General features: G+C 65.8%; 14 protein-coding genes. 5 read left to right on the top strand and 9 right to left on the bottom strand.

The genetic code is table 11. The features are described from left to right. Positions 1–71 precede the first annotated feature (71 nt). A complete protein-coding gene (locus FOC40_RS10220; protein WP_004565490.1) occupies positions 72–1,736 on the bottom strand; it encodes a hypothetical protein in 1,665 nt (554 codons plus the stop codon). Between the two features lie 226 nt (positions 1,737–1,962). Here FOC40_RS10220 and FOC40_RS10230 point away from each other — a divergent pair, with 226 nt between their 5' ends. The 4 genes from FOC40_RS10230 (at position 1,963) to FOC40_RS10245 (ending at position 8,596) form a co-directional block, all read left to right on the top strand. Further along, a complete protein-coding gene (locus FOC40_RS10230; protein ID WP_004565488.1) occupies positions 1,963–2,307 on the top strand; it encodes a type VII secretion target in 345 nt (114 codons plus the stop codon). A 3-nt stretch (positions 2,308–2,310) separates the two neighbouring features. Then, a complete protein-coding gene (locus tag FOC40_RS10235) occupies positions 2,311–4,173 on the top strand; it encodes an alpha/beta hydrolase (protein WP_004565487.1) in 1,863 nt (620 codons plus the stop codon). Positions 4,174–4,872: 699 nt separating this feature from the next. Then, positions 4,873–7,887, top strand: coding sequence for an FAD-binding and (Fe-S)-binding domain-containing protein (locus tag FOC40_RS10240; RefSeq protein ID WP_004565485.1), 3,015 nt, complete (start codon positions 4,873–4,875; stop codon positions 7,885–7,887). A 118-nt stretch (positions 7,888–8,005) separates the two neighbouring features. After that, positions 8,006–8,596 (top strand): hypothetical protein, encoded by a 591-nt coding sequence (locus tag FOC40_RS10245; RefSeq protein WP_004565484.1) that lies wholly within the window; start codon positions 8,006–8,008, stop codon positions 8,594–8,596. Between the two features lie 851 nt (positions 8,597–9,447). Here FOC40_RS10245 and FOC40_RS10250 read toward each other — a convergent pair. From FOC40_RS10250 to FOC40_RS10285, 8 genes are all read right to left on the bottom strand, one after another. Continuing rightward, the gene (locus FOC40_RS10250) at positions 9,448–10,689 is read right to left on the bottom strand and encodes an FAD:protein FMN transferase (protein ID WP_004565483.1); all 1,242 of its coding nucleotides are present in this window, start codon (positions 10,687–10,689) and stop codon (positions 9,448–9,450) included. Further along, positions 10,649–11,224 carry a hypothetical protein gene (locus FOC40_RS10255; RefSeq protein WP_003791980.1) on the bottom strand — a complete coding sequence of 192 codons (576 nt, stop codon included), beginning with the start codon at positions 11,222–11,224 and terminating at the stop codon, positions 10,649–10,651. Before FOC40_RS10255 ends, FOC40_RS10250 begins: the two co-directional genes overlap by 41 nt. After that, positions 11,221–12,006, bottom strand: coding sequence for an ABC transporter ATP-binding protein (locus tag FOC40_RS10260; RefSeq protein WP_176748711.1), 786 nt, complete (start codon positions 12,004–12,006; stop codon positions 11,221–11,223). The genes FOC40_RS10255 and FOC40_RS10260 overlap by 4 nt, the downstream gene beginning before the upstream one ends. An 8-nt stretch (positions 12,007–12,014) precedes the next feature. After that, positions 12,015–13,202 (bottom strand): ABC transporter permease, encoded by a 1,188-nt coding sequence (locus FOC40_RS10265; RefSeq protein WP_050755245.1) that lies wholly within the window; start codon positions 13,200–13,202, stop codon positions 12,015–12,017. Positions 13,203–13,207: 5 nt separating this feature from the next. Then, positions 13,208–14,473, bottom strand: coding sequence for an ABC transporter permease (locus FOC40_RS10270; protein WP_004565481.1), 1,266 nt, complete (start codon positions 14,471–14,473; stop codon positions 13,208–13,210). Positions 14,474–14,494: 21 nt separating this feature from the next. Next, positions 14,495–15,814, bottom strand: coding sequence for a DUF2318 domain-containing protein (locus FOC40_RS10275; protein WP_004565480.1), 1,320 nt, complete (start codon positions 15,812–15,814; stop codon positions 14,495–14,497). A gap of 135 nt (positions 15,815–15,949) precedes the next feature. Continuing rightward, complete coding sequence (locus tag FOC40_RS10280) at positions 15,950–16,582, bottom strand: iron transporter (RefSeq protein ID WP_004565479.1); 633 nt, start codon at positions 16,580–16,582, stop codon at positions 15,950–15,952. A 55-nt stretch (positions 16,583–16,637) separates the two neighbouring features. After that, on the bottom strand, positions 16,638–18,206 hold the full coding sequence (locus FOC40_RS10285) for an FTR1 family iron permease (protein ID WP_231126082.1): 1,569 nt from the start codon (positions 18,204–18,206) through the stop codon (positions 16,638–16,640). Between the two features lie 579 nt (positions 18,207–18,785). Between FOC40_RS10285 and FOC40_RS10290 the strand changes: the two genes are divergently transcribed. Continuing rightward, positions 18,786–19,595 (top strand): CPBP family intramembrane glutamic endopeptidase, encoded by an 810-nt coding sequence (locus FOC40_RS10290; protein WP_231126020.1) that lies wholly within the window; start codon positions 18,786–18,788, stop codon positions 19,593–19,595. Positions 19,596–19,630: the final 35 nt, after the last annotated feature.

A 19,630-nucleotide genomic window follows, 5' to 3' on the forward strand; every position in this document is an offset into this window, starting at 1 on the left:
CGGGATCGCGCGATCCCGGGCCTCTCTTCGTGCGCGTGCGTCGCGTTATGTGGACGCCCGCCGCAGTCGCGTCAGTGCTTGGCGGAGTGCTGTCCGCGCGGAGCCTGCGCGTACTCGCGCACGATCTCGCGGTTGATCTCGTCGAGGGCTTCGGCCAGGGTCGGGCCCAGGCGGTCGCCGATGCGCACCTGACCCCACGCGTCGATATGGCCGAGGCCGCGCGCGGTGAGCAGGGTGTCGAGCGACGGGTAGGTCAGGCCAGCGCCCGAGATGGCGCCGCTCGCGGCGAGCACCAGGTCGGCGGGCAGGCCCAGCTCGCTGCGGGCAACGAGGGGCGTGTCCTGGCCGAGAATTTCCGCAAGGGTGCGCAGTCCGGTCTCGTCGCGGCCGAGGACCGGCAGGCCCTCCGCGCGTGCCTGGGCGACCTCGGGGGATTCTTCGGAGCGATCCACGGACGAGGCCGTGGCCGCGTCGGTCGCACCGTCATCGTTGAGTTCGCTCGACTCCTCGCGAGCGCGGCGCGTGGCGCGGCGGCTCATGTGGGCGGGGCGTTCCCAGCGAGGCTTTTCCTCCTCGGGGGTCTGCTGCTCGTCGGCCTGCTGGGCGTCATCCGTGCACGCATCGTCGGCCTGCTGGGCGTCGGCCTGCTCAGGGGCTTCCTCGGAGTGAGACTCGTCGACGGGCGCATCGGCGTCATCGTGAGCGTCGACGGCGGACTCATCGGCCACGTCGTCGGCGTTCTCCTCCGTGGCCTCATGCTCCCGAGCCTCAGCGACGTTGTCTTCGTGATCGAGGAGCTCGTCGGCCAGCTCGGCCTCGGCATCCTCGGAGTCGTCGCCGTGGACGGTATGCTCGGCGTGCTCGGCGGTTTCACTAACGGGCTGCTCGTCGGAGAAGTCTTCGGTGGAGGACTCTTCGGCTGCGGGCTTCCAGGGGGCCGGGGGCTCCTCGTCGATCGGGTAGGTGAAGACCTCGCGCAGGTGCGGGGCGACCTTCGGCGTGGGGAGCGTCGTGGGGGTCTCCGAGTCCTCCTCGTTCAAGGCCTCGGCGCCCTCCTTGGCAGGCGCAGGGATCGCGGACTCTGCGGGCGCACTTTCCTCGAAGGGAGCCGGCTGTTCGGTTGCGACGGTGATCTCGGGGGCGGCGGTGGCGGAGGCAAGGAGCTGCGGGGCGTGACCGTAGAGGCGCGGGCCAACCGCGTTCACGTCGAGGAAGAGGCGGCCGTTGGACATCTGGCGCAGGTTCATGAGGTGCACCTCGACGCCGGAGGTCGCCAGCACGGACAGAGCGGGGCGCACGGAGGGGTCGATGTCGCCCGCGACCATGATCAGGCGGGGACCCGGGCCGACGGCAGGGGGCATCGAATCGCGGAACTGCGCCCAACCGGCGCGGAAGCCCTCGGGGCCGGACGGGTACTCGGCGGCGAGATCCGACCAGGAGATCGAGGCGACCTCTGCCAGTCGGGACAGGGAGGTAATGAGGGTCTCGGAGTCAAGTTCTTTGAGGATTTCGACGGAGACAATCTGGCCGGTCACGTCGAGAGCCGTCAGGCGGGGCGTCTCCTCGTCGTCCTGGCCGGTCATGTCGCGCCAGGTCACGGGGAACAGAGGACGCGAAACAATCTGCAGGACCTGCTGGCAGATAGCGTCGACGAGGTCGGGTCCCAGGTCTTGGGCGACCGGGTATCCGAATTGAGCGGGTACGAGGTGACCATCCTCGAACTCAAACAGGGCCATCGCTCTTTCCTTCACGTGTATGGGGCGCTCGTGGCCATTGTTTCATACGTTCCAAAAGAAACTTGGGTGACACGGGGACATTGCGATAGATACCAGGTAATCATGTGTGCGAACGAGATGCATTCGCCTGCCATCTCACCGCACGAACCCGCCGCTACCACGCTCCTTCATGTCGGTAGAATAGTGGACTAGTAACGCACAATTTCGACTCCAGGACACAACTCCGATGCCCGACCTCGACATCCGCCAAGGCGACCTCGAAAAGTTTTCCACTGAGCTGCGCGAACTTTCCGCAAGCATCGCAACCTACACGACACTGCCCCTCAACCTGTCCCAGGTCCAGTCGGCCATGCCGGGAGGCTCGGCCTACAAGCAGGCCCAATACGCGGGCGAACACATGGAGGATCAGCTGACAGCCTTGAAGACCTCCCTCGAGGGGCTCGCGGACAACGTTCAGGCGGCAGCCACCGAGTTCCAGGCAACCGAAGACATCAACCAGCAGTCACTCCAACAGATCATGGCGAGCACACCCGAACCCTGCCCGCCCGTCGGCCCCGCGAAGGGAGAGTAAAGCATGGCGATCTCGTGGGCAGACATCATCGCGTGGGAGACAGGTCCCCTTGACTCCATCGGGAGCGACCTCTTCGAGGCAAGCAGCGGCCTTCGCAGCGCCTACGAACAGGGCGAGGGGGCACTGCAGGCGGTCCAGTCGCAGGGCAACGCCGTCACAGCCATGCGCGCGACAACCATCTCGAACCTCGCCTCGCTTGAGCGCGCGCTCACCAACGTCAACGGTGCTCTCATCGCCATCGAAGGCGCACGAGACGGGGTCGCGACCGTCATGGCAAACATCAACGCCCTACAGGCATACGCTGAGGCGAACGACTGCACGATTCTCTCCGACGGTAGCGTCACCGGGAAGGGCACAGAGAACGAGCAAGGGGAACCGTCGATCGCCCTGGCTTCCATTAGCATCAACATCGGGAAGATCCTCAAACAGGCCGACCAGGTCGACACGGATCTCTATCACGCGCTCAGCGACATCAACACCGACACCTACACCGACGGGGACAAGAAAGACAACAAAGTCGCCGGCGTTCCCGACCACCCAAAGAAGGATTGGACGCCCTCCCAGGTTGCCGCCTGGTGGAACTCACTACCCGAGAAGCAACAGAAGCACCTCATCGACCACTGCCCAGACGAGGTTCGCCACCTCGACGGCCTCCCCGCAGTGGCGCGAGACAGGGCTAACCGCAACGCCCTCAACGGCTATTTTGACAACAAGGGAAAGTATCGCCCGGGTGCCCTTGCGGATGCCGAGCAGGCCGTCAAGGACGCACAAAAGGAATACGACGATGCCCGCACACGCCTCTCCGGCGAACCGAGATCAGGCCACATGAACTCGGAGGAACTCGCCGCCAAAGAGAAGCTAGATCGAGCAAAAGAGGCATACCAGGACCTCGTAGTCATCAAGTCGCAAACGGATCCTAGCTATCGACTGACTCACGGCCTCGCCCCCGCCTACCTGCTTGACTTTGACTACGACGAGAAGTACAAGCGCACGACCGCGATCGTTTCCTCCGGCAACCCCGACACCGCGACCCACGTGTCAACCACCGTCCCCGGCATCGGCACAAACGTGCGTGGAGACCTCGGATACTACATGAAGTTCAACGATCGCCTGAGGGCACAGACCGCCCACGCGGGAGTCGACCCCGGAAACGTCGCGACGATCTCCTACCTCGGATACGTGGCACCGAAGAACTCCGGACTGGATCTTGTTCAGGCGGCGGACATCGGCTACGCGGACCGGGCTGCACCCAAGCTGGCCCGCTTCGAAGAGGGACTGCGCGCGAGCGCAGACGCTCGGGGCCACCAGTTCACCAACACGCTCCTCGGCCACTCCTACGGCTCAACGACTTCCGGCAAGTCGGTGCCCATGATGGCCGCGGGGACCATCGACAACTTCGTCATGTTCGGTTCTCCCGGATCAGGCGTGCGTAACATCGATGCCTACGGTCTGCCCGAGGGCCACGTCTACGAGTCATCGACCCCCTACGGCGACGCTGTCCAAGGACTGGGTCCTGACGCCTCGTACGGAACCAATCCCCGCAAGCTGGAGGGCATCACCCATCTGAGCGGCGACACAACCGGCTCCTCCAACTATGCGGTTGCTACCGGAGCATTGTCGTTCGATAACCACATGTCCTACTTCGACGAAGGCACCCGAACGTCTCAGGATTTCGCCAACATCGTCGCCGGCGGCAAGCAGACGACGGACGAAGAGTGGGAAGCGCTCCAAACTGCTCAAGGAAAAATTACGGAGCTCGATCGCAATCCCTGGATGAAGCAATACATGGAACCCAATGAAGCGAAAACACCGCCACCTACGACGCCAGACATCATGCCGGGAGATCCACTCGCACGCCACTCGTGAACTAGCCCACCCCGAGGCGCTATCCCAGCCCCTCAGGCCGAGACCGCGTCCATGCGCGACGTCAAACCCCGGCCACTGACGCGCATACGCTAACCGCGCTCGCCCTCGCGAGCGCAGTTAGCGTATGGACACAACGACAGGCACAGGTCAATACAGCTCAGACGAAGGCACAATCCAAGCGCTGACATGTTCTGAGCAACTATTCCTGTTTTCCTGCCGACATGGGACCAATGTCGTGTAGGATACCTTGTGTTGCGCACGGAACGGATGACAGATCATCTTCCAAGTGGTTAGACTACTGCGCATCAGGTTATCAGCAACAGACAGGGTGGCGAACAATGGGCAGAAAAGACCTGCGCATCGTTGAATACTCGGCACCAGAACCACGAGTTCCGGCATCCGAGGAGACTCGCCGCGAATTATCCCCCTACCGCCTGGACACTCACTCATGGCCGCGCATGTATCCGCATCCTGACCAGACAGTCAGCCCTCACTTCCCTCCTGTCGAGCGCATGCCTGTCCCCGTGACACCCTTTCCAAACCTGTTCCGCGACGACCCGGAACCCGCCTAATCTGAGGGCCGCAGGCATCGAAATGCCACGGCCCTCTTCCTTGTCAATCAGCCACACCCCGTCCGCGCGAGCATCCGCACACCGGATACCCCGGGCCGCTCCCGCGCCATCGTGACACACTGGCATCATGAGCGAGAGCTTCCTGACGGACCTGCGCACACTGATCGACGTCGACTCCTCGAGAGGCACGCGAGCGCGCTATTCCTCCGACGCCGGTCTCACGCGCATCCCGCCCTTGGCCGTCGCGTTCCCCCGCACGCCCGAGCAGGCGATCGCGGCCTTCGACCTCGCCCGCGCCCACGGCATCCCCCTCACCGCCCGAGGCGGCGGCACCTCGTGCGCATCCAATGCGATCGGCCCCGGCCTCGTCCTCGATTTCTCGCGCCACATGAACCGCGTCGTCTCCATCGACCCCGAGGCCCGCACCGCCACCGTCGAGCCCGGCTGCGTCGGCTCCACCCTGCAGGCAGCAGCGGGCACGCACGGGCTGCGCTTCGGCCCTGACCCCTCATCCCAGAACCGCGCGACAATCGCCGGCATGGTCGCCAACAACGCGTGCGGCCCACACGCGACCGCATGGGGACGCACCTGCGACAACATCGTGTCCCTGGATTGCGTCGACGGACAGGGCCGACGCTTCACGGCCACGACCGGACACGACGGCGCACTCAGCGACGTGCCCGGCCTCGCCTCGCTCATCGACTCGAACCTGGCCCCCATCCGCACCGAGCTCGGCCGATTCAAGCGCCAGGTTTCCGGCTACTCCCTCGAGCACCTCACCCCCGAAGGAGGGCGCAACCTCGCCGCTATGCTCGCGGGCACCGAGGGAACGCTCGTCCTCATCCTGTCCATCACCGTGCGTCTCGTCCCCCTGCCCGAAGCCCCGGTCCTGGCGGCCCTCGGCTACCGTTCCATGATCGACGCGGCCGACGACGTGCCCGCACTGCTCGCCCACTCGCCCCTCGCCGTCGAAGGTATGGACCGCCGCCTCGTCGACGTCGTACGCGCACACAAGGGGCCCGGCGCCGTCCCCGCCCTGCCCGAGGGCGACGGCTGGCTCCTCGTCGAGGTCGGCGCCCCCGGCGAAGACCTGGAGGTCACCCTTGAGCGCGCACGCGCCCTGTGCGCCGACTCGGCCGCCGTCGATACGGTCGTCTACCCGCCGGGCGCACAGGCCTCGGCGCTGTGGAGGATCCGCGCGGACGGCGCGGGCCTGGGCGGACGTACGCCTCCGGACGGCGCGGGCGGCGGCGACCAGCAGGCCTGGCCCGGCTTCGAGGACGCGGCCGTCCCACCCGAAAACCTCGGGGACTACCTGCGGGACTTCACCGCCCTCATGGAGGAGTTCGACATCGACGGCCTCCTCTACGGTCACTTCGGCGACGGCTGCGTTCACGTGCGCCTCGCAATGCCCCTCGACACCCCCAAGGGCGTCGCCCACTCGCGCGCATTCCTGCAGTCCGCGGCCCGTATCTGCGCCGCGCACGGAGGCTCCGTCTCCGGCGAGCACGGCGACGGCCGCGCCCGCGGCGAGCTCCTGCATTTCATGTACTCCCCCGAGATGCTCGACCTCTTCGCGCGCGTCAAGCACGTCTTTGACCCGGGCAACCTCCTCAACCCGGGAGTCCTCGCCGCGCCCATGGACGAGGCCGAGGCCGCTTCCCGCTCAAAGGCGCGCACTGCCGGTTTCGCCGGCAATTCCGTGGAGTTGCAGCCAGGCGTCGATCCCCTCGATCGCAACCTACGACGAGTGGCCGCCCACCCGATGCCCGCGGACGGCGGATTCGCATTCACCCACGACGGCGGCGACTTCACAGCCGCCGTCCACCGCTGCACCGGCGTAGGCAAGTGCCGCGCGGGAGTATCGGGAACCTTCATGTGCCCGTCCTACCTGGCCACACGCGACGAGAAGGACGTGACCCGAGGCCGCGCTCGCATCCTCCAGGAGGCCGCAAACTCACAGCTCGTCAAAGCCATCGACTCCCCCGAGGTCCTCGAGGCCCTCGACCTGTGTCTGGCTTGCAAGGCCTGCTCGGCCGACTGCCCCGCCGGAGTCGACATGGCCCGCTACCGCTCCGAAGCACTCTTCCGCACCTACCGAGGACGCCTGCGTCCCCTCAGTCACTACACGCTCGGCTGGCTGCCGCGACTCACCCGCGTCACCGCGCGCGTGCCCGGCCTGGCTGCCGTCGCGAACGCCCTCATGTCGGTAGCACCGCTGCGATCCATGGCCTTCCGCATCATTGGCCTCGATCCTCGCCGTGGCATGCCCGACCTCCAGTCCGGCACCTTCACCGCGTGGGCTCGGCGCCGGTCGCTGCTCGCCACATCCGTGCCTCCCCATTCCGACCCCGGCACCTCTGCCCGCGAGCGCGAGGCGACCACTGCCTCGTCGCTGCCGGATTCCCCGATCCTGAGCGGCCCGCGCGATCCCGGCGGGCGGCCGTACGCGCTCGTGTGGGCGGACTCGTTTAGCCAGACCCTGGACGACACGGGTGCGCGCGCGGTCGTCAACGTGCTCGAGGCCAACGGTTTCGCTCCGATCGTCGCGCCGGACGCGTGCTGCGGGCTCACGTGGATCACGACGGGTCAGCTGACCGGGGCCAAGAAGCACCTCACGTCACTGCTCGGCGCACTCGCCCCCTTCGCCGCGTCGGGAATCCCAATCGTCGGCGTCGAGCCATCGTGCACGGCGGTGCTGCGCGACGACCTGGCGGACCTGCTGCCCGACGACCCACGTTCGGCGCTCGTGTCGGGCGCGACCCACACCCTTGCGGAGGTACTGTCTGCGGTTCCCGCGTCCGCCCGTCACCTGCCGAGCCTGGAAGGCGTCGAGATCGTGGCGCAGCCGCACTGCCACCACTACTCCGTCATGGGGTGGGACACGGACCAGGCGCTACTCGAATCGTTGGGAGCGCGCGTCACACGCCTCGAGGGCTGCTGCGGCCTAGCCGGGAACTTTGGCATGGAGGCGGGCCACTACGATCTGTCGGTCGCGGTCGCATCACACTCACTGCTGCCCACGTTGTCGGCACATCCGGAGGCCGTGTACCTGGCGGATGGCTTCTCGTGCCGTACCCAGGCCGCGCAGCTGGCGGACCGCGGTGGCGTCCACCTGGCGACGCTGCTGGCGTCGCGCTAGGTGAGCGCGCTGTCGGAACTGACATGGGCTTCCCAGTTGGCCAAACGCAGCTACAGCCCCCGTCCTGACAGGGGAGAAAACGCCACAGACATACCAATCGGTCAGGTACAATACGGTCATGTACTTCTTCGTCGCCGTGCTGCTGTGGCTCGTGTTTTTCTTCGCCATCTGGTACTACAAGAAACTCGTCCTGTGGGTGCTTCTCTCCCCGGACTACCTCCTCATCATCGGCGGGGTCGGAGCCTTCACCGTCGATCACATGTGGTGGCTCACCTCGACCAGGCAAGCCCACTACGTCTGGGCGACCCTGGCGATGATGGCCGTCGGCTTCGGATACCACGCCCTCAATAGGTGGCTCTACCTGAGGTCGGCCCACACCTACAAGATCGTCAGCTTCCCCTTCGTCGTCGCCTCCAGCCTCGTCATCATGCTGGGCCTCGTCCTGAAGATAGCCGACGAGGTCGCCCCGCGCCTGGCCGACAACCCCACGGTTCAACACGTCATCTACATCATCATCGGGATCGTCCTGGCGATTGTCGCGTGGATGAAACGCCAGTCGACGATGGCCAGGCTCTTCCCGCCGGAACCGAGCCTGGTCATCAACGGCGACGTGACGATCAACGGCGGAGAGGTCACCGCACAGGCCCCCGAGGCGCCCGAGTCTCCCTGCACCCATCCCGGCAGCGACACGGGCGTGGCCTCCTACTGACACCCGATCGGCCCGGCAATCCGCACCAAAGCCCAGCACTCAGCATCCCACCGACACATGTCGCAGACTACTCAAGCAACGAAACAACACACCGCACCCATCCGACAGCAATCGTCGAGCGTCGAGCGATGTGCGTCGTTTGTCGTTTGTCAACAGATTGCCTCGATAGCACTTGTTGTTGAGAGTGCTACACCCGATCCGTCAGCATTGCACCCTTTCTGTTCGGGTGCAGCGCTTCATAACGGGTGCACCGCCCCGCAACGGGTGCAGCGCCACACGGCGCTCCAACGGCACAGCACACAATCAAGCACCAACCACCACACACGGCAAGACAAGAGTACCAGCACCCACAACGGATACAGACCCCACAACAGCCACAACACAAGCAGCGATACACCCGATCCATCAGCATTGCACCCTTTCTGTTCGGGTGCAGCGCCACACAACGGGTGCATTGCCAGTGGCTCATCCCCTGCACACCAGTCCACACGCAACGGTGATAACGCGGAGGTACTCCTGATGCACGTCGGTAATCGTCGAGGTCAACCTCAACAACGATCCCGCGCCTCACACCGCTCAGCTGACGGTCATCACAGTTGTCTCAGTACTTCCTCGACGGGTGAATGATCACAGGGGCATAGGACAACACACGGTTGCACCAGCACTCATAGCCTCCACCGCATGGCGGCCGTCAACGGAGCGACAACGGGAACGAACACGCCCGTCGAGCGTTCGGTTGCGAGTCTCGGCAGTGTCACATCACGCCTGGCGGGTAGACCACATGAGCCCCGTCCCTCGCCCCCCACCCTCTCGCCATGCGGGCACCGACCAGGCCTGACCGCGCCTGGACCTCATCCCTGCTCAGCACGCACAATGCCCACAACCTTCGTCGAGGCCAGGGCGCCAGACAGGCGCGACCATCGGGCCACGACGTCCGAAACATCGATGGACGGGTCAACGAGCAGTGCCGTCGACAGGGCCTCCGCCAGCACACCCGACGAGGCCACGACACTGACTTGTCGCACACCTGCATGAGCGGGGTATCCCGTACGCGGGTCGATGATGTGGTGGTCGAAAACACGACCACCACCGACAGATGTTTCACGCGATGTTTCACGCGCACGACGATCCGCCGCAGGCCCCACCAGAGGACCCACCGCACTCCCCGCCGCAGACCCCGCACAAACCGCACGCACACCGCCCAGCGGCCCCAGGTTGTCGCCAGACGTCGACAGGGACGCCATGCCACCCGCAGGCAACTCGACGATACCAGCGACCGACGTGGGCCCACCTTGAGGGTCGCGCAGGCCCGCGCGCCACGAAGAGCCGTCGGCGCGAGTCCCGAACACCGACACCGACGACGTCCCCACCGACACGAGGACGCCGCGCGCCCCCATAGCCACTGCCAGATCGCGGCACGCGTCGGCGGTGCATCCCTTCGCGATACCGCCCAGGTCGAGGCTTGGGCTGGGCGCATCCACACCGCCCACGGACTCACCAGGGAGACCCATCACCCAACGCCGTTCGCCCACACGCGACAGCAAACCCCACGACGACGCGCGCAACGCCGCCTCCACGACACGCTCAGAAGGCGCGGGCGGCAAGGGCGCACCCGCGACGTACGCGGCCCGCATCGACTTAACATCCCAGGCGGCAACGAGCGGCCCGATCAGCGGGTTGAACGCTCCCCCGGTTGCCTCCGCGAGCGCCAGCGCGTCGCGCAGCAGCCGGTCGGTTTCTTCACTGACGACAAGGCCGAGGCCGGCCACGGCGGAATCGGCCCCGCAACGGGATGCACCGCCACCGCACCCAGTCGAAGCAACAGCGGCATTGAGTCGCGACACCTCGGAGGAAGGCCGGAACACGCTCCACATGTCCTCGTGGCGTGCAACAACGCCCACGACTGCGTTGACGATCGCCATACCGTCCCCGCCCCAGCCGATGATGTCGACGCGGGTGCCCATCGCGGGGAAGGAGGATCGCCACGTGGGCGCTACCCCCGCGGACTCAGCCATCGCCTCGTCCCCCGGGGTGCCGGCGAAGCGCGAAGCCTCAGCCGTCGGAGCCTCCGAGGTCCTTGTCGAGGTCGCCATCCTTGGTGGCGTCGTTCAGGCCGGGGATGTTGATGTCGTCGGCGCCGTCCGGGGAGACGCCCTGGGCGGCGGCGATGGCGCGGATGGCGGCCTGCACGAACTGCTGGTGGGCGACGGTGGCGCCGGTGATGACGTCGACCTTGGCGGGGTCGCCGACCTTGGTGAGGTTGTCGGAGTACTCCTGGTAGGAGGCGACGGCAGCCTGCGCCTTCTTGTAGTAGTCCTCGTTGAAGACTTCGCCCGCGGAGTTCTTGCCGTACTCGGCGCCCTTGTCGGTGCCGTCGGCCAGCGTCGTCTCGTAGGAGGTCGCGGTGATGCGCCCGCCCTCGACGGTGATGGTGATGGTGCCGATGGAGCCCTGGTCGTCGGCGTTGGACTGGGCGGTCCAGGTGCCGTCGCTCATGGGCTTGGTCATGTCCAGGCCGGTGTTGGGCGTGCACGCGGCCAGGATGGTCGCGCCGAGGGCGCCGAGGACCGCATACGAGGCCGGAGCAACCCAGCGGGATCGGCTCTCAACAGGGGTGGGCGTGGTCATCGCACCTTGTCCTTTCCGCTGCGCGCGTCGCCGTCGCGGCCGGGCAGGACCAGGCCGGAGGCGCGCTGTTCGAAGTCGTGGTCGTGCCAGGTTTCCTTGACGACCTTGCCGTGGTCGAGTCGGATTTCGCGCTGGCCCTGTTCGGCGACGAGCGCGTCGTGGGTGACGACCATGAGGGTCGTGCCGTCCTGGTGAAGCTGGTTGAACAGGTCGAGGACGATCTCCTCGTTGGTTTCGTCCAGGTTGCCGGTGGGCTCGTCGGCCAGCAGCAGCTTGGGGTAGTTGATGAGGGCGCGCGCCACGCACACGCGCTGCTGCTCGCCGCCGGAGAGCTGGCGCGGCAGGTGGGTGGCACGGTCGGCGAGGCCGACGCGGTCCAGGGCCTCGAGGGCTTCCTTCTCGTCGGGCATCGAGTGGTAGTACTGGGCGACCATGACGTTCTCAAGGGCGGTGAGGTGGCCGATGAGGTGGAACTGCTGGAAGACGAGGCCGATGGTGCGGCAGCGTACCTCGGTGAGCTCGTCGGCGGTCAGGTCGGAGATGTCGTGCCCGTCCAGCATGACGGTGCCCTTGGTGGCGGTGTCCATGGCGCCGACGATGTTCATGAGGGTGGTCTTGCCTGAGCCGGAGGGGCCGACGATGGAGACCCACTGGCCGCGCGGGATCTCGAGGGACACGTTGTCGAGGGCGTGCAGGTCCCCGTAGATCTTGGAGACGCCCTCGAGGCTCAGCAGCGCGTCCGTGGGGGCCGACGAGGCCGGGGTGGCGGTGGAGGTGGTCATGGTGACTCTCATTCTCCGCGCAGGACGAGCGCGGGGTCGACGGCCAGTGCACGGCGCACGGGCGGGAGGCAGGCGAGGACGGCGATGAGGATCGAGCAGGCGACCGTGCCGAGGAGGATGACGGGGTGCAGCGAGATGGAGCGGTGGAACACGGAGGTGGAGATGAGGACGGCGAGGCCGTAGCCGGCCCCGGCGCCCAGGAGGCCTCCGATGAGGCCGAGCATGACGCCCTCACCCATGAACTCGCGGGTGATGGATCGGGCGGTGGCACCCAGGGCCTTGCGCAGGCCGATCTCGTTGCGGCGCTCGGTGACGACGGCGATCATCGTCGTGGACACGCCGATCATGGTCAGCGCAAGCACGATGACGGTGATGACGACGAGGAGGGAGCGCAGCATCGCCAGCACGCCCGTGTCGGACTGGGCGAGGCGGCGCACGGTCTGGGCGTGAACGTCGGGGTTCGCGGCGTTCATCGCGTCGGCGATGGCGCTGAGCTGATCGCCTTCCAGGGCGATCGAATACTCGGCGAGCGACACGGCGCCGGTCTGCCCGGTCAGCGTGCTCATGTCCTGTCTGGACATGTACACGTAGCCGTCTTCGTTGCCTCCGGTCTTGAGGATGCCGGACACGGTCAGGGTGACAGTACGCGGATCGACCTTCAGGCCGGGCGCCGGGGCGCCGGACTGTACCTGCGCGCCCTTCGAGGAAGCGCCGGCGTCCAGCTGGCTCACCGTGATCGTGTCCCCCGCCTTCACGTCGATCGTCGAGGCGACCTGCTCACCGACGAGGATCTGACCCGTCGCAGCGGGCCATTCCCCGTCCACGTACCAGTACGGGTTCATGGCGTGCACGGCCTCCAGGTCGGCGCCGCCCGCGACGTAGGGCTGGTCGTTAATCGTGACCGTCTCGTAGTCAAAGGCTGCGGATCCGACCAGAGCGCTCGCGGGCACCTGGGCGGTCGCGGCGGCCACGGCCTCGTCCGTGATGGGCACGTCACCGGCGGGGGTGACGACGAGGTTGGCGCCGTAGGAGCGGATCTCTCGGGCCAGCTGGGCCGGCACGTCGACGGCGATCGTGACGAGGCCGGACAGCGTGGTCGCGCCGATGGCGACGGCGAGGATCGCGATGAGGACGCGGGAGCGACGGCGCAGGATGGAGGAGGTGACCATCCGCCAGAACATTGCTCGTCTGGACATGTGCATCACCTTCCGTGCAGGACTTCCGCCGCGTTGAGGCGCAGCAGGTAGCGGATCGCCGGGATGGAGGCTCCCAGGACGACGAGGATGACAAGGACGGTGACGAGGCCGACGACGACGGGCACGAAGGCGATGGAGGAGCCAAAAACCATGTAGCCGATCGCCTGCGCGAGGGCGAGGCCTCCGCCGTAGCCGATGGCGCCGCCGACCAGGCCGACGACGATCGTCTCCGTCAGGAACAGCGAGATGATCTGCTTATCCTTGGCACCCACGGCCTTCATGAGACCGATTTCGCTGGAGCGCTCCATGACGCCCGCGGTCACCAGGTTCGCGATGGCCAGGGCCGAGGCGATGAGCGCCAGGACGGTCACGAGGACCATGAGCAGCTGGGTCTTCTCCAGGATCGTGCCTTCGGACTCGGCGACCTGGCGGACCGGGCGGGCCACGGAGTCCGTCATGACTTCCTCGATCTGGTAGGCGATCGAGGAGACGTAGGCGGTGCAGTACCAGGTTTCCTTCTCGGACACGCTCAGCGAGTTCGGGTTCTTCGCGGCCTTGCGCGCCAGGTCGTTGTCGGGGGTGGTCAGGGCGGAGACCTCGACGCTGCCGACGACGCCCTCGCGCTCGAGGAGCTCCTGGGCTTGCGCCAGCTGAATGTACACGCCGCGGTCGGCATCGTCGCCACTGGTGAGGATGCCGCGCACCGTGAACTCGCGCGTGATTCCCTCGCGGGTCAGGGTGAAGGTGTCGCCGACGCCGAGGCCGTGGGCAGCCGCGTAGGTGGTGCCAACAAGGGCGCCGCTCTCGTCGTCGTCCGCGGGCCACGACCCCTCGATGCCCCACCAGCCGCGCAGCTTGTCGAGGCCGGTTTCGACGCTCTCGCCGGTGGCCAGCTCGAGGTGGTGGCTGAACCAGGTACCGGTCGTGGGCACGTGCTCACCGCTCGCGTCGGTGGCGGACACACTCAGCAGGGGTGCGAAGTCGAGGATGTTGTAGGTCCAGAAGATCGTCTTGATGTTGCCGAGCTCGTCCTCGCGCAGGTAGGAACGGGACTCGGTGGCCTCGCCCGTGGAGTAGAGGTCGTCGAGGACGGCCGCGCCCTGGGGGCGCACGACGATGTTGGCGCCGTAGGACTTGAGTTCCTGGTTGACCTTGTCGCCCACGTTGAACATGACGGAGAGCATGGACGTGGCGACGCAGGCGCCCAGCGCGACGGTCAGGGCGATCATCAGGTGGCGATTGCCGCGCCTCGTGAGGGCGCCGCGCAGCATTCGGACGAACACGCGATCCCCTTACTTCGCGAAGACGGAGGCCGAGGCCTCGAGAGCCGAGATCGGCACGGTCAGCGTACCGTTGGAGACCTTGTAGTCGATGGGGATCGGGTTGCAGCCGCCCTTAAAGCCGATGGTCGCGATGTTCATCGCCACTTCACACAGCTTGCAGATGACCTTGCCGTCCTTCTCGTAGTAGCCGGTGGGGCCGCAGATATCGCACGCGTCCAGGCCCACGCCGAAGGAGGAGCCGGACTTCTGGATGACGATAAAGCGCACCTTCACGCCGCCCGAGGTCGTGTACTCGAAGCGGTGCAGGTGGCCATCGGAGATGTCGGCGAGGTTGACACTCACCTGGTCGTCGACGACGCTGAATGACTCGGGCGCGGACAGCTCGATCTCCTGGCTACCGTACGCGACACCGACGGTGATGAGCAGCGCACCGCACAGGTAGCCGAGGGCTGCGGTGCCCGCCATGGACTTGTAGAGGCGCGAGCGCGCGCGGCCCAGGCGTCCCTCGGCGGGGTTGGCGCCCACAGTCGGGATGGAGCGCGAGGCCAGCCAGGTGAGAACGACGACGGCACACAGGGCCAGGCCTGCGGCGATGGTGAAGACGGCCTCGTGGTTGATGAACCACGACATGGCGTTCCACGCATCCTTGGGAATCGAGATCCAGCGCTTGGCCTTGAGGATACGCACGATCATCAGGGCGTGGTTGGCCAGCAGGGCGATCAGGATGAAAGCCGCCGGCCACACGCGGTTGTTCCACGAGCACAGGCGGTAGGAGACCCATGTGACGAAGCAGACGAGCACCCACGCCAGCACGTAGCCGACGAGCGCGAGAACGACCGGGGTCGAGTAGATCTCGACGCCGCCCGAGAGCATCATGACGGCCTGGTTCATGGCCGTCGGCACTGCGCGGAACAGGGCGGCCGCAATGTAGAGGGCGCCGACGATACGCACGAGGGTATCCCCGCTCACTGCGGTGTCCATCGACGAGGCCGCCCGGGCCTCATCGTCGGCGTCGCCGGGCAGGAGGGAACGCACGCGGCGCGAGCGCACCGCGATGAACGCGAGGAACAGGACCGCGAGGACGATCGCGACGGGGAGGGTGAACAGGCCAACGGTCTGGCGGTTCACGGACTTGGGGGCCTGGACGTTAATGATCGTCAAAGCCAGGGAGGATACCATGCCCAGGCCGATACCGGCCCACACGGCGACCGAGCGCACCTTCTTACCGCGGCGACCACGCCCGGCGGCGGGCATGAAGCGGATGACGGCGCCGAGCGCGAGCATCGTCAAGAGCAGCGTTAGGGTTGCTTCACTCATCTGCTGAAGCATTGGCTTTCCTCCCGTAATAAAGGTTCACCGAAGTCGTAGCTACGGTATCGATTCTAGTCCCCTCACGGGGCGAGGGCCGAGGCCAGCGGTCCTATAAAGAACCACTGCCTCGGCCCCTCTACAAGCGATCGTCGATCACCAGGAGACGGCCGTGGGATCCCACTGCCAATCCGGGAACTCGGCGACGAGCGGCTCGGTCCAGAAGCGACCCTCAACACCCGTGGTCTTATCGGTGTGCAGCAGCCACACGCTGGGGGGCTTGATCATGAAGGACACGTCGTAGGTGCCGGCGTCCAGCTTGGGCAGGTTCAGGCCGTAGTGCGGGCCGTCGGACGCGTTCATCGGCATGAGCGTGCCCTCCTGGACGACGTTGCCGGACTTGTCCTTGATCGCGTAGTCCACGGTCAGACCGGGGACGAAGTCGCCGGCACCGTAGCCGAGCTTGTTGTCGGCGGCGGCGGCGATGTCGGCCTCAATGTGCATCGAGGATTCTGCGGCGGGGGTGCCCACCTGGGGCTCCATCTCGACGGGTTGGAAGTAGACGCCGCCCACGACGAGGGGGCCGACGTGGACCTCGTCGCCGAGGGGCTGCTCTTCGAAGCCAGCGTCCTCGCCGGGGGCGGGGGCGGCAGAGTCAGCGGCGGCTGAGGACGAGGCCGCGGGCTTCTCGCTGGAGGACGAGGAGGAGTTGTTGGAGCAGGCGGCCAGAGTGCCTGCGAGGGCCAGCGTGGCCAGGGCCGCGCCGACGCGGAACAGAGAGCGCTTCATGTGATGATCTCCTGTGCGTGTTGGTTGGGTGAAACGTCGGTGTCGCTCGAGGGTGTCATTCCCCGGCCCGCGACTGGGCGGCGGCCTCGCGGGCGAGGCGAGCTTTTCCGAAGAAATAGAGACCGACGATGATGGCGAGAACGATGGCTTGCGCGGCCAGGTTCTCCACTCGGGGGTAGATCCCCAAGAGGTCAATGGTGGGGAAGCCGGAGATGGGCGTCAGGGACACGACGTCCGCCTCCTGAAGTTCCCCGATACCAGAACCCGTGAACGTGAAGGCCATGAAGGCCATTAGCAGCGAGGTAATGGTGAAGAAGGGGCGCAGCGGGATGCGGACCGCCGCGAACTGGATGAGCAGGTAAATGATGACCAGGGCCACGAGGCCGACCGCCAGGCCGATCCACACGTAGTGGACCTTGTCGCCCGCGGCGGTGACGATCGGGACGTAGAAGAGGATCGTCTCCGCCCCCTCGCGCAGGACCGCGAGGAAGGAAATGAAGGCCAGGCCCAGCAGGGAGCCGCTGCTCAGCGAGGCGTCCGTCTGCTTCTTGATGTACTCGTCCCACGCCTTGTTGGAGGACTTGTTGATCATCCAGTTGGAGACCCAGATCAGCATGGCAACCGCGAAGAGCGCCGCGAAGCCCTCCAGGAGCTCCTGGTTTGCGCCCGCCAGGGAGGTGACGTAGCTGAAGAGGAAGGCCAGACCGATGGACAGGCCGAAGGCGAGGACCACGCCGCCCCACACGATGGGGGCCTTGTTCTTGTGGCCTGCCTTGGCCAGGTATGCCAGGACGGCGGCGACGACCAGGATCGCCTCCATGCCCTCGCGCAGAATCACGAGGAGGGAGGGCAGGAACTGGGCGATCCACGGGGAGGTGCCTGAGCTGTCAGTGGTCTTGTCGGCGGCCTTGCCGGTGTAGCCGTCGAGGCTATTGGCGTCCTCGCGGATGTAGTTCGTCAGTGTCGAGAGGTGCTGGTCGACCGCCGCCGAGTCGTCGTCGGTCATGGCCTTCTTCAGGAGGGAGAACTCCATCTCCACCTGCGAGACGCGCGAGCCGGAGATGCGGCTCATCACCTGCTTCTCCATGCCGGTGATCTCGTAGTGCTTGTAGTAGGCCTCGTTAACCTTATCCTTACCGGCCTTGGCGTCGCCGCCCTTATAGGCGTTGACGCCGTCCTCGAGGATGCCGTTGATCGTCTTGGCGACCTCACCCCACGCGCCGGGGCTGTAATCATCCGACGAGGCCTGGGCTGCCGACCCGGGAGCCACACCGTCCAAGGAGGCGCCGTCCTCGACCATGTACTGCTTGAGGGTCGTAGCGTGGTTATCGACGCCCGCACTGTCGGCGTCACTCATGGCCTTCTTCAGGAGGGAGAACTCCATCTCCACCTGGGAGACGCGCGAGCCGGAGATGCGGGCCATGACCTGCTTCTCCATGCCGGTGATCTCATAGTGCTTGTAGTAGGCGTCGTTGACCTTGTCCTTGCCGCCCTTGGCGTCGCCCGCCTTAAAGGTGGACACGCCTTCGTCAATGAGGCCATTGATCGTGGTCGAGACATCGCTCCACGTCTGATCCGCGGCTCGCGAGGGCGAGGCGAACATCGCCACGGCCAGAGCTGCCATGACTGCGACGATGAGGACGCGACTGAGTCGCTGACCGATGTTGCTCAGGTGAACGCGAAGCACTGCCACCGCTTGCCTCCTGTAGGTCCAGTGATGAGGTATAGCCGGGATGATGGAATTCCTAAACGTTGAGCCTAGCCACATCTCGCCGAGGTGAAAAGTAGTCCGTTTAGGTCATCCTAAATTGTGACCATGCTGTGACGGTGTCTAGCGCGGTGACACACCCCCCTTGAGGGACTAAGGGCCCAGGGCGATCATTTGCTGACGCGGTGCCACGAAAACCTTCCCCCGTCAGGGAAAACGAGCCACGTCGCTTGCGCGCCAATCTTCCCCTGTGGCGATCTACCACCCGCAGCCACCGTCACGCGCATTGGGCGACCAAGGCGCGGCCCTCCCAGGCGCAGGGGTTCACGACCACCTCAACATCCACGCATCCCCGCGCGCGTTGCACGCGCGTCGTCCAACCAGGAGGCCGTCGCGCCAGGCACATCGTCTCAACTATCCGCGCGCCACTCTATTTCAAAATCTGTCAGAATATACGGGCAGCACAACAGCCCAACAGGAAGTGGCCACAGCTCCATGTCTACCGACCCAAGCACGCACTGCGCACCTACGACTCCCGTATCCACCGGGGCGACCCCGACACCGAGCCCCCTGCCCACTGTCACCGCGACAGATAACGCGGCCAAGGCCTCGTTCCCCATGCGGCCCGCGCGCCCAAGTCGCGCCGACTGGGTGCGGATCGCGATCTTCGGCATCCCCTACGCGACCTTCTTCCTACTCGGCACCGTACCGACATCGATCATCCCCGAGTCATGGAACGTCACTGCCGTCAACATCGTGCTCGACTCGATTTTCCTGGTCATGGTGCTGGCATTCTTCGGGCGCGAGTTCTTCCCCGCCTTCTCATACTTCCGCACACGACCGGTACTCAAGATCGCACTGCTATTCGGCATGTGGTTCCTCCTCACGATTGTGCAAGCCACGCTGCGCATCTCCATCTACGGAACCAATCCGCCGATAGCCCAGAACCAACAGGCCGTCATGAACGCCCTGTCCGAAGGCGCTCTCAGCATCGTGTTCTCCTTCTTTGTGGCCATCGGCGTCCCAATGATTGAGGAGATCTTCTACCGGCACATCCTCATCGGCAAGCTCAGCGCGTTTGCGCCCACGTGGCTCGTCGCGTCGATCTCCGCCATTCTCTTCGCCTACATGCATTGCTACCAGTGGCAGGACCTGCTGGCCTACCTGCCGATCTCCATTACCCTCACCCTCGTCTATGTGAAATCAGGGAAGAACGTCGCCTACTCGTGGGCGTTCCACGCTCTCAACAACTCGATCATGGTGGGCCTGATCTTCCTGCTGCAGAGCACGGGCGTCACCCCCTGAGCAGCCAGCACAACACACAAGCGACACCTACAACA

The sequence above is a fragment of the Schaalia odontolytica genome, assembly GCF_009730335.1.
Lineage (GTDB): Bacteria > Actinomycetota > Actinomycetes > Actinomycetales > Actinomycetaceae > Pauljensenia > Pauljensenia dentiphila.

Coding starts and splice junctions, on each gene's coding strand:
- FOC40_RS10220 (WP_004565490.1), bottom strand. CDS start 1,736: ATGGCCCTGTTTGAGTTCGAGGATGGTCACCTCGTACCCGCTCAATTC.
- FOC40_RS10230 (WP_004565488.1), top strand. CDS start 1,963: ATGCCCGACCTCGACATCCGCCAAGGCGACCTCGAAAAGTTTTCCACT.
- FOC40_RS10235 (WP_004565487.1), top strand. CDS start 2,311: ATGGCGATCTCGTGGGCAGACATCATCGCGTGGGAGACAGGTCCCCTT.
- FOC40_RS10240 (WP_004565485.1), top strand. CDS start 4,873: ATGAGCGAGAGCTTCCTGACGGACCTGCGCACACTGATCGACGTCGAC.
- FOC40_RS10245 (WP_004565484.1), top strand. CDS start 8,006: ATGTACTTCTTCGTCGCCGTGCTGCTGTGGCTCGTGTTTTTCTTCGCC.
- FOC40_RS10250 (WP_004565483.1), bottom strand. CDS start 10,689: ATGGCGACCTCGACAAGGACCTCGGAGGCTCCGACGGCTGAGGCTTCG.
- FOC40_RS10255 (WP_003791980.1), bottom strand. CDS start 11,224: ATGACCACGCCCACCCCTGTTGAGAGCCGATCCCGCTGGGTTGCTCCG.
- FOC40_RS10260 (WP_176748711.1), bottom strand. CDS start 12,006: ATGACCACCTCCACCGCCACCCCGGCCTCGTCGGCCCCCACGGACGCG.
- FOC40_RS10265 (WP_050755245.1), bottom strand. CDS start 13,202: ATGTCCAGACGAGCAATGTTCTGGCGGATGGTCACCTCCTCCATCCTG.
- FOC40_RS10270 (WP_004565481.1), bottom strand. CDS start 14,473: ATGCTGCGCGGCGCCCTCACGAGGCGCGGCAATCGCCACCTGATGATC.
- FOC40_RS10275 (WP_004565480.1), bottom strand. CDS start 15,814: ATGCTTCAGCAGATGAGTGAAGCAACCCTAACGCTGCTCTTGACGATG.
- FOC40_RS10280 (WP_004565479.1), bottom strand. CDS start 16,582: ATGAAGCGCTCTCTGTTCCGCGTCGGCGCGGCCCTGGCCACGCTGGCC.
- FOC40_RS10285 (WP_231126082.1), bottom strand. CDS start 18,206: ATGGCAGCTCTGGCCGTGGCGATGTTCGCCTCGCCCTCGCGAGCCGCG.
- FOC40_RS10290 (WP_231126020.1), top strand. CDS start 18,786: ATGTCTACCGACCCAAGCACGCACTGCGCACCTACGACTCCCGTATCC.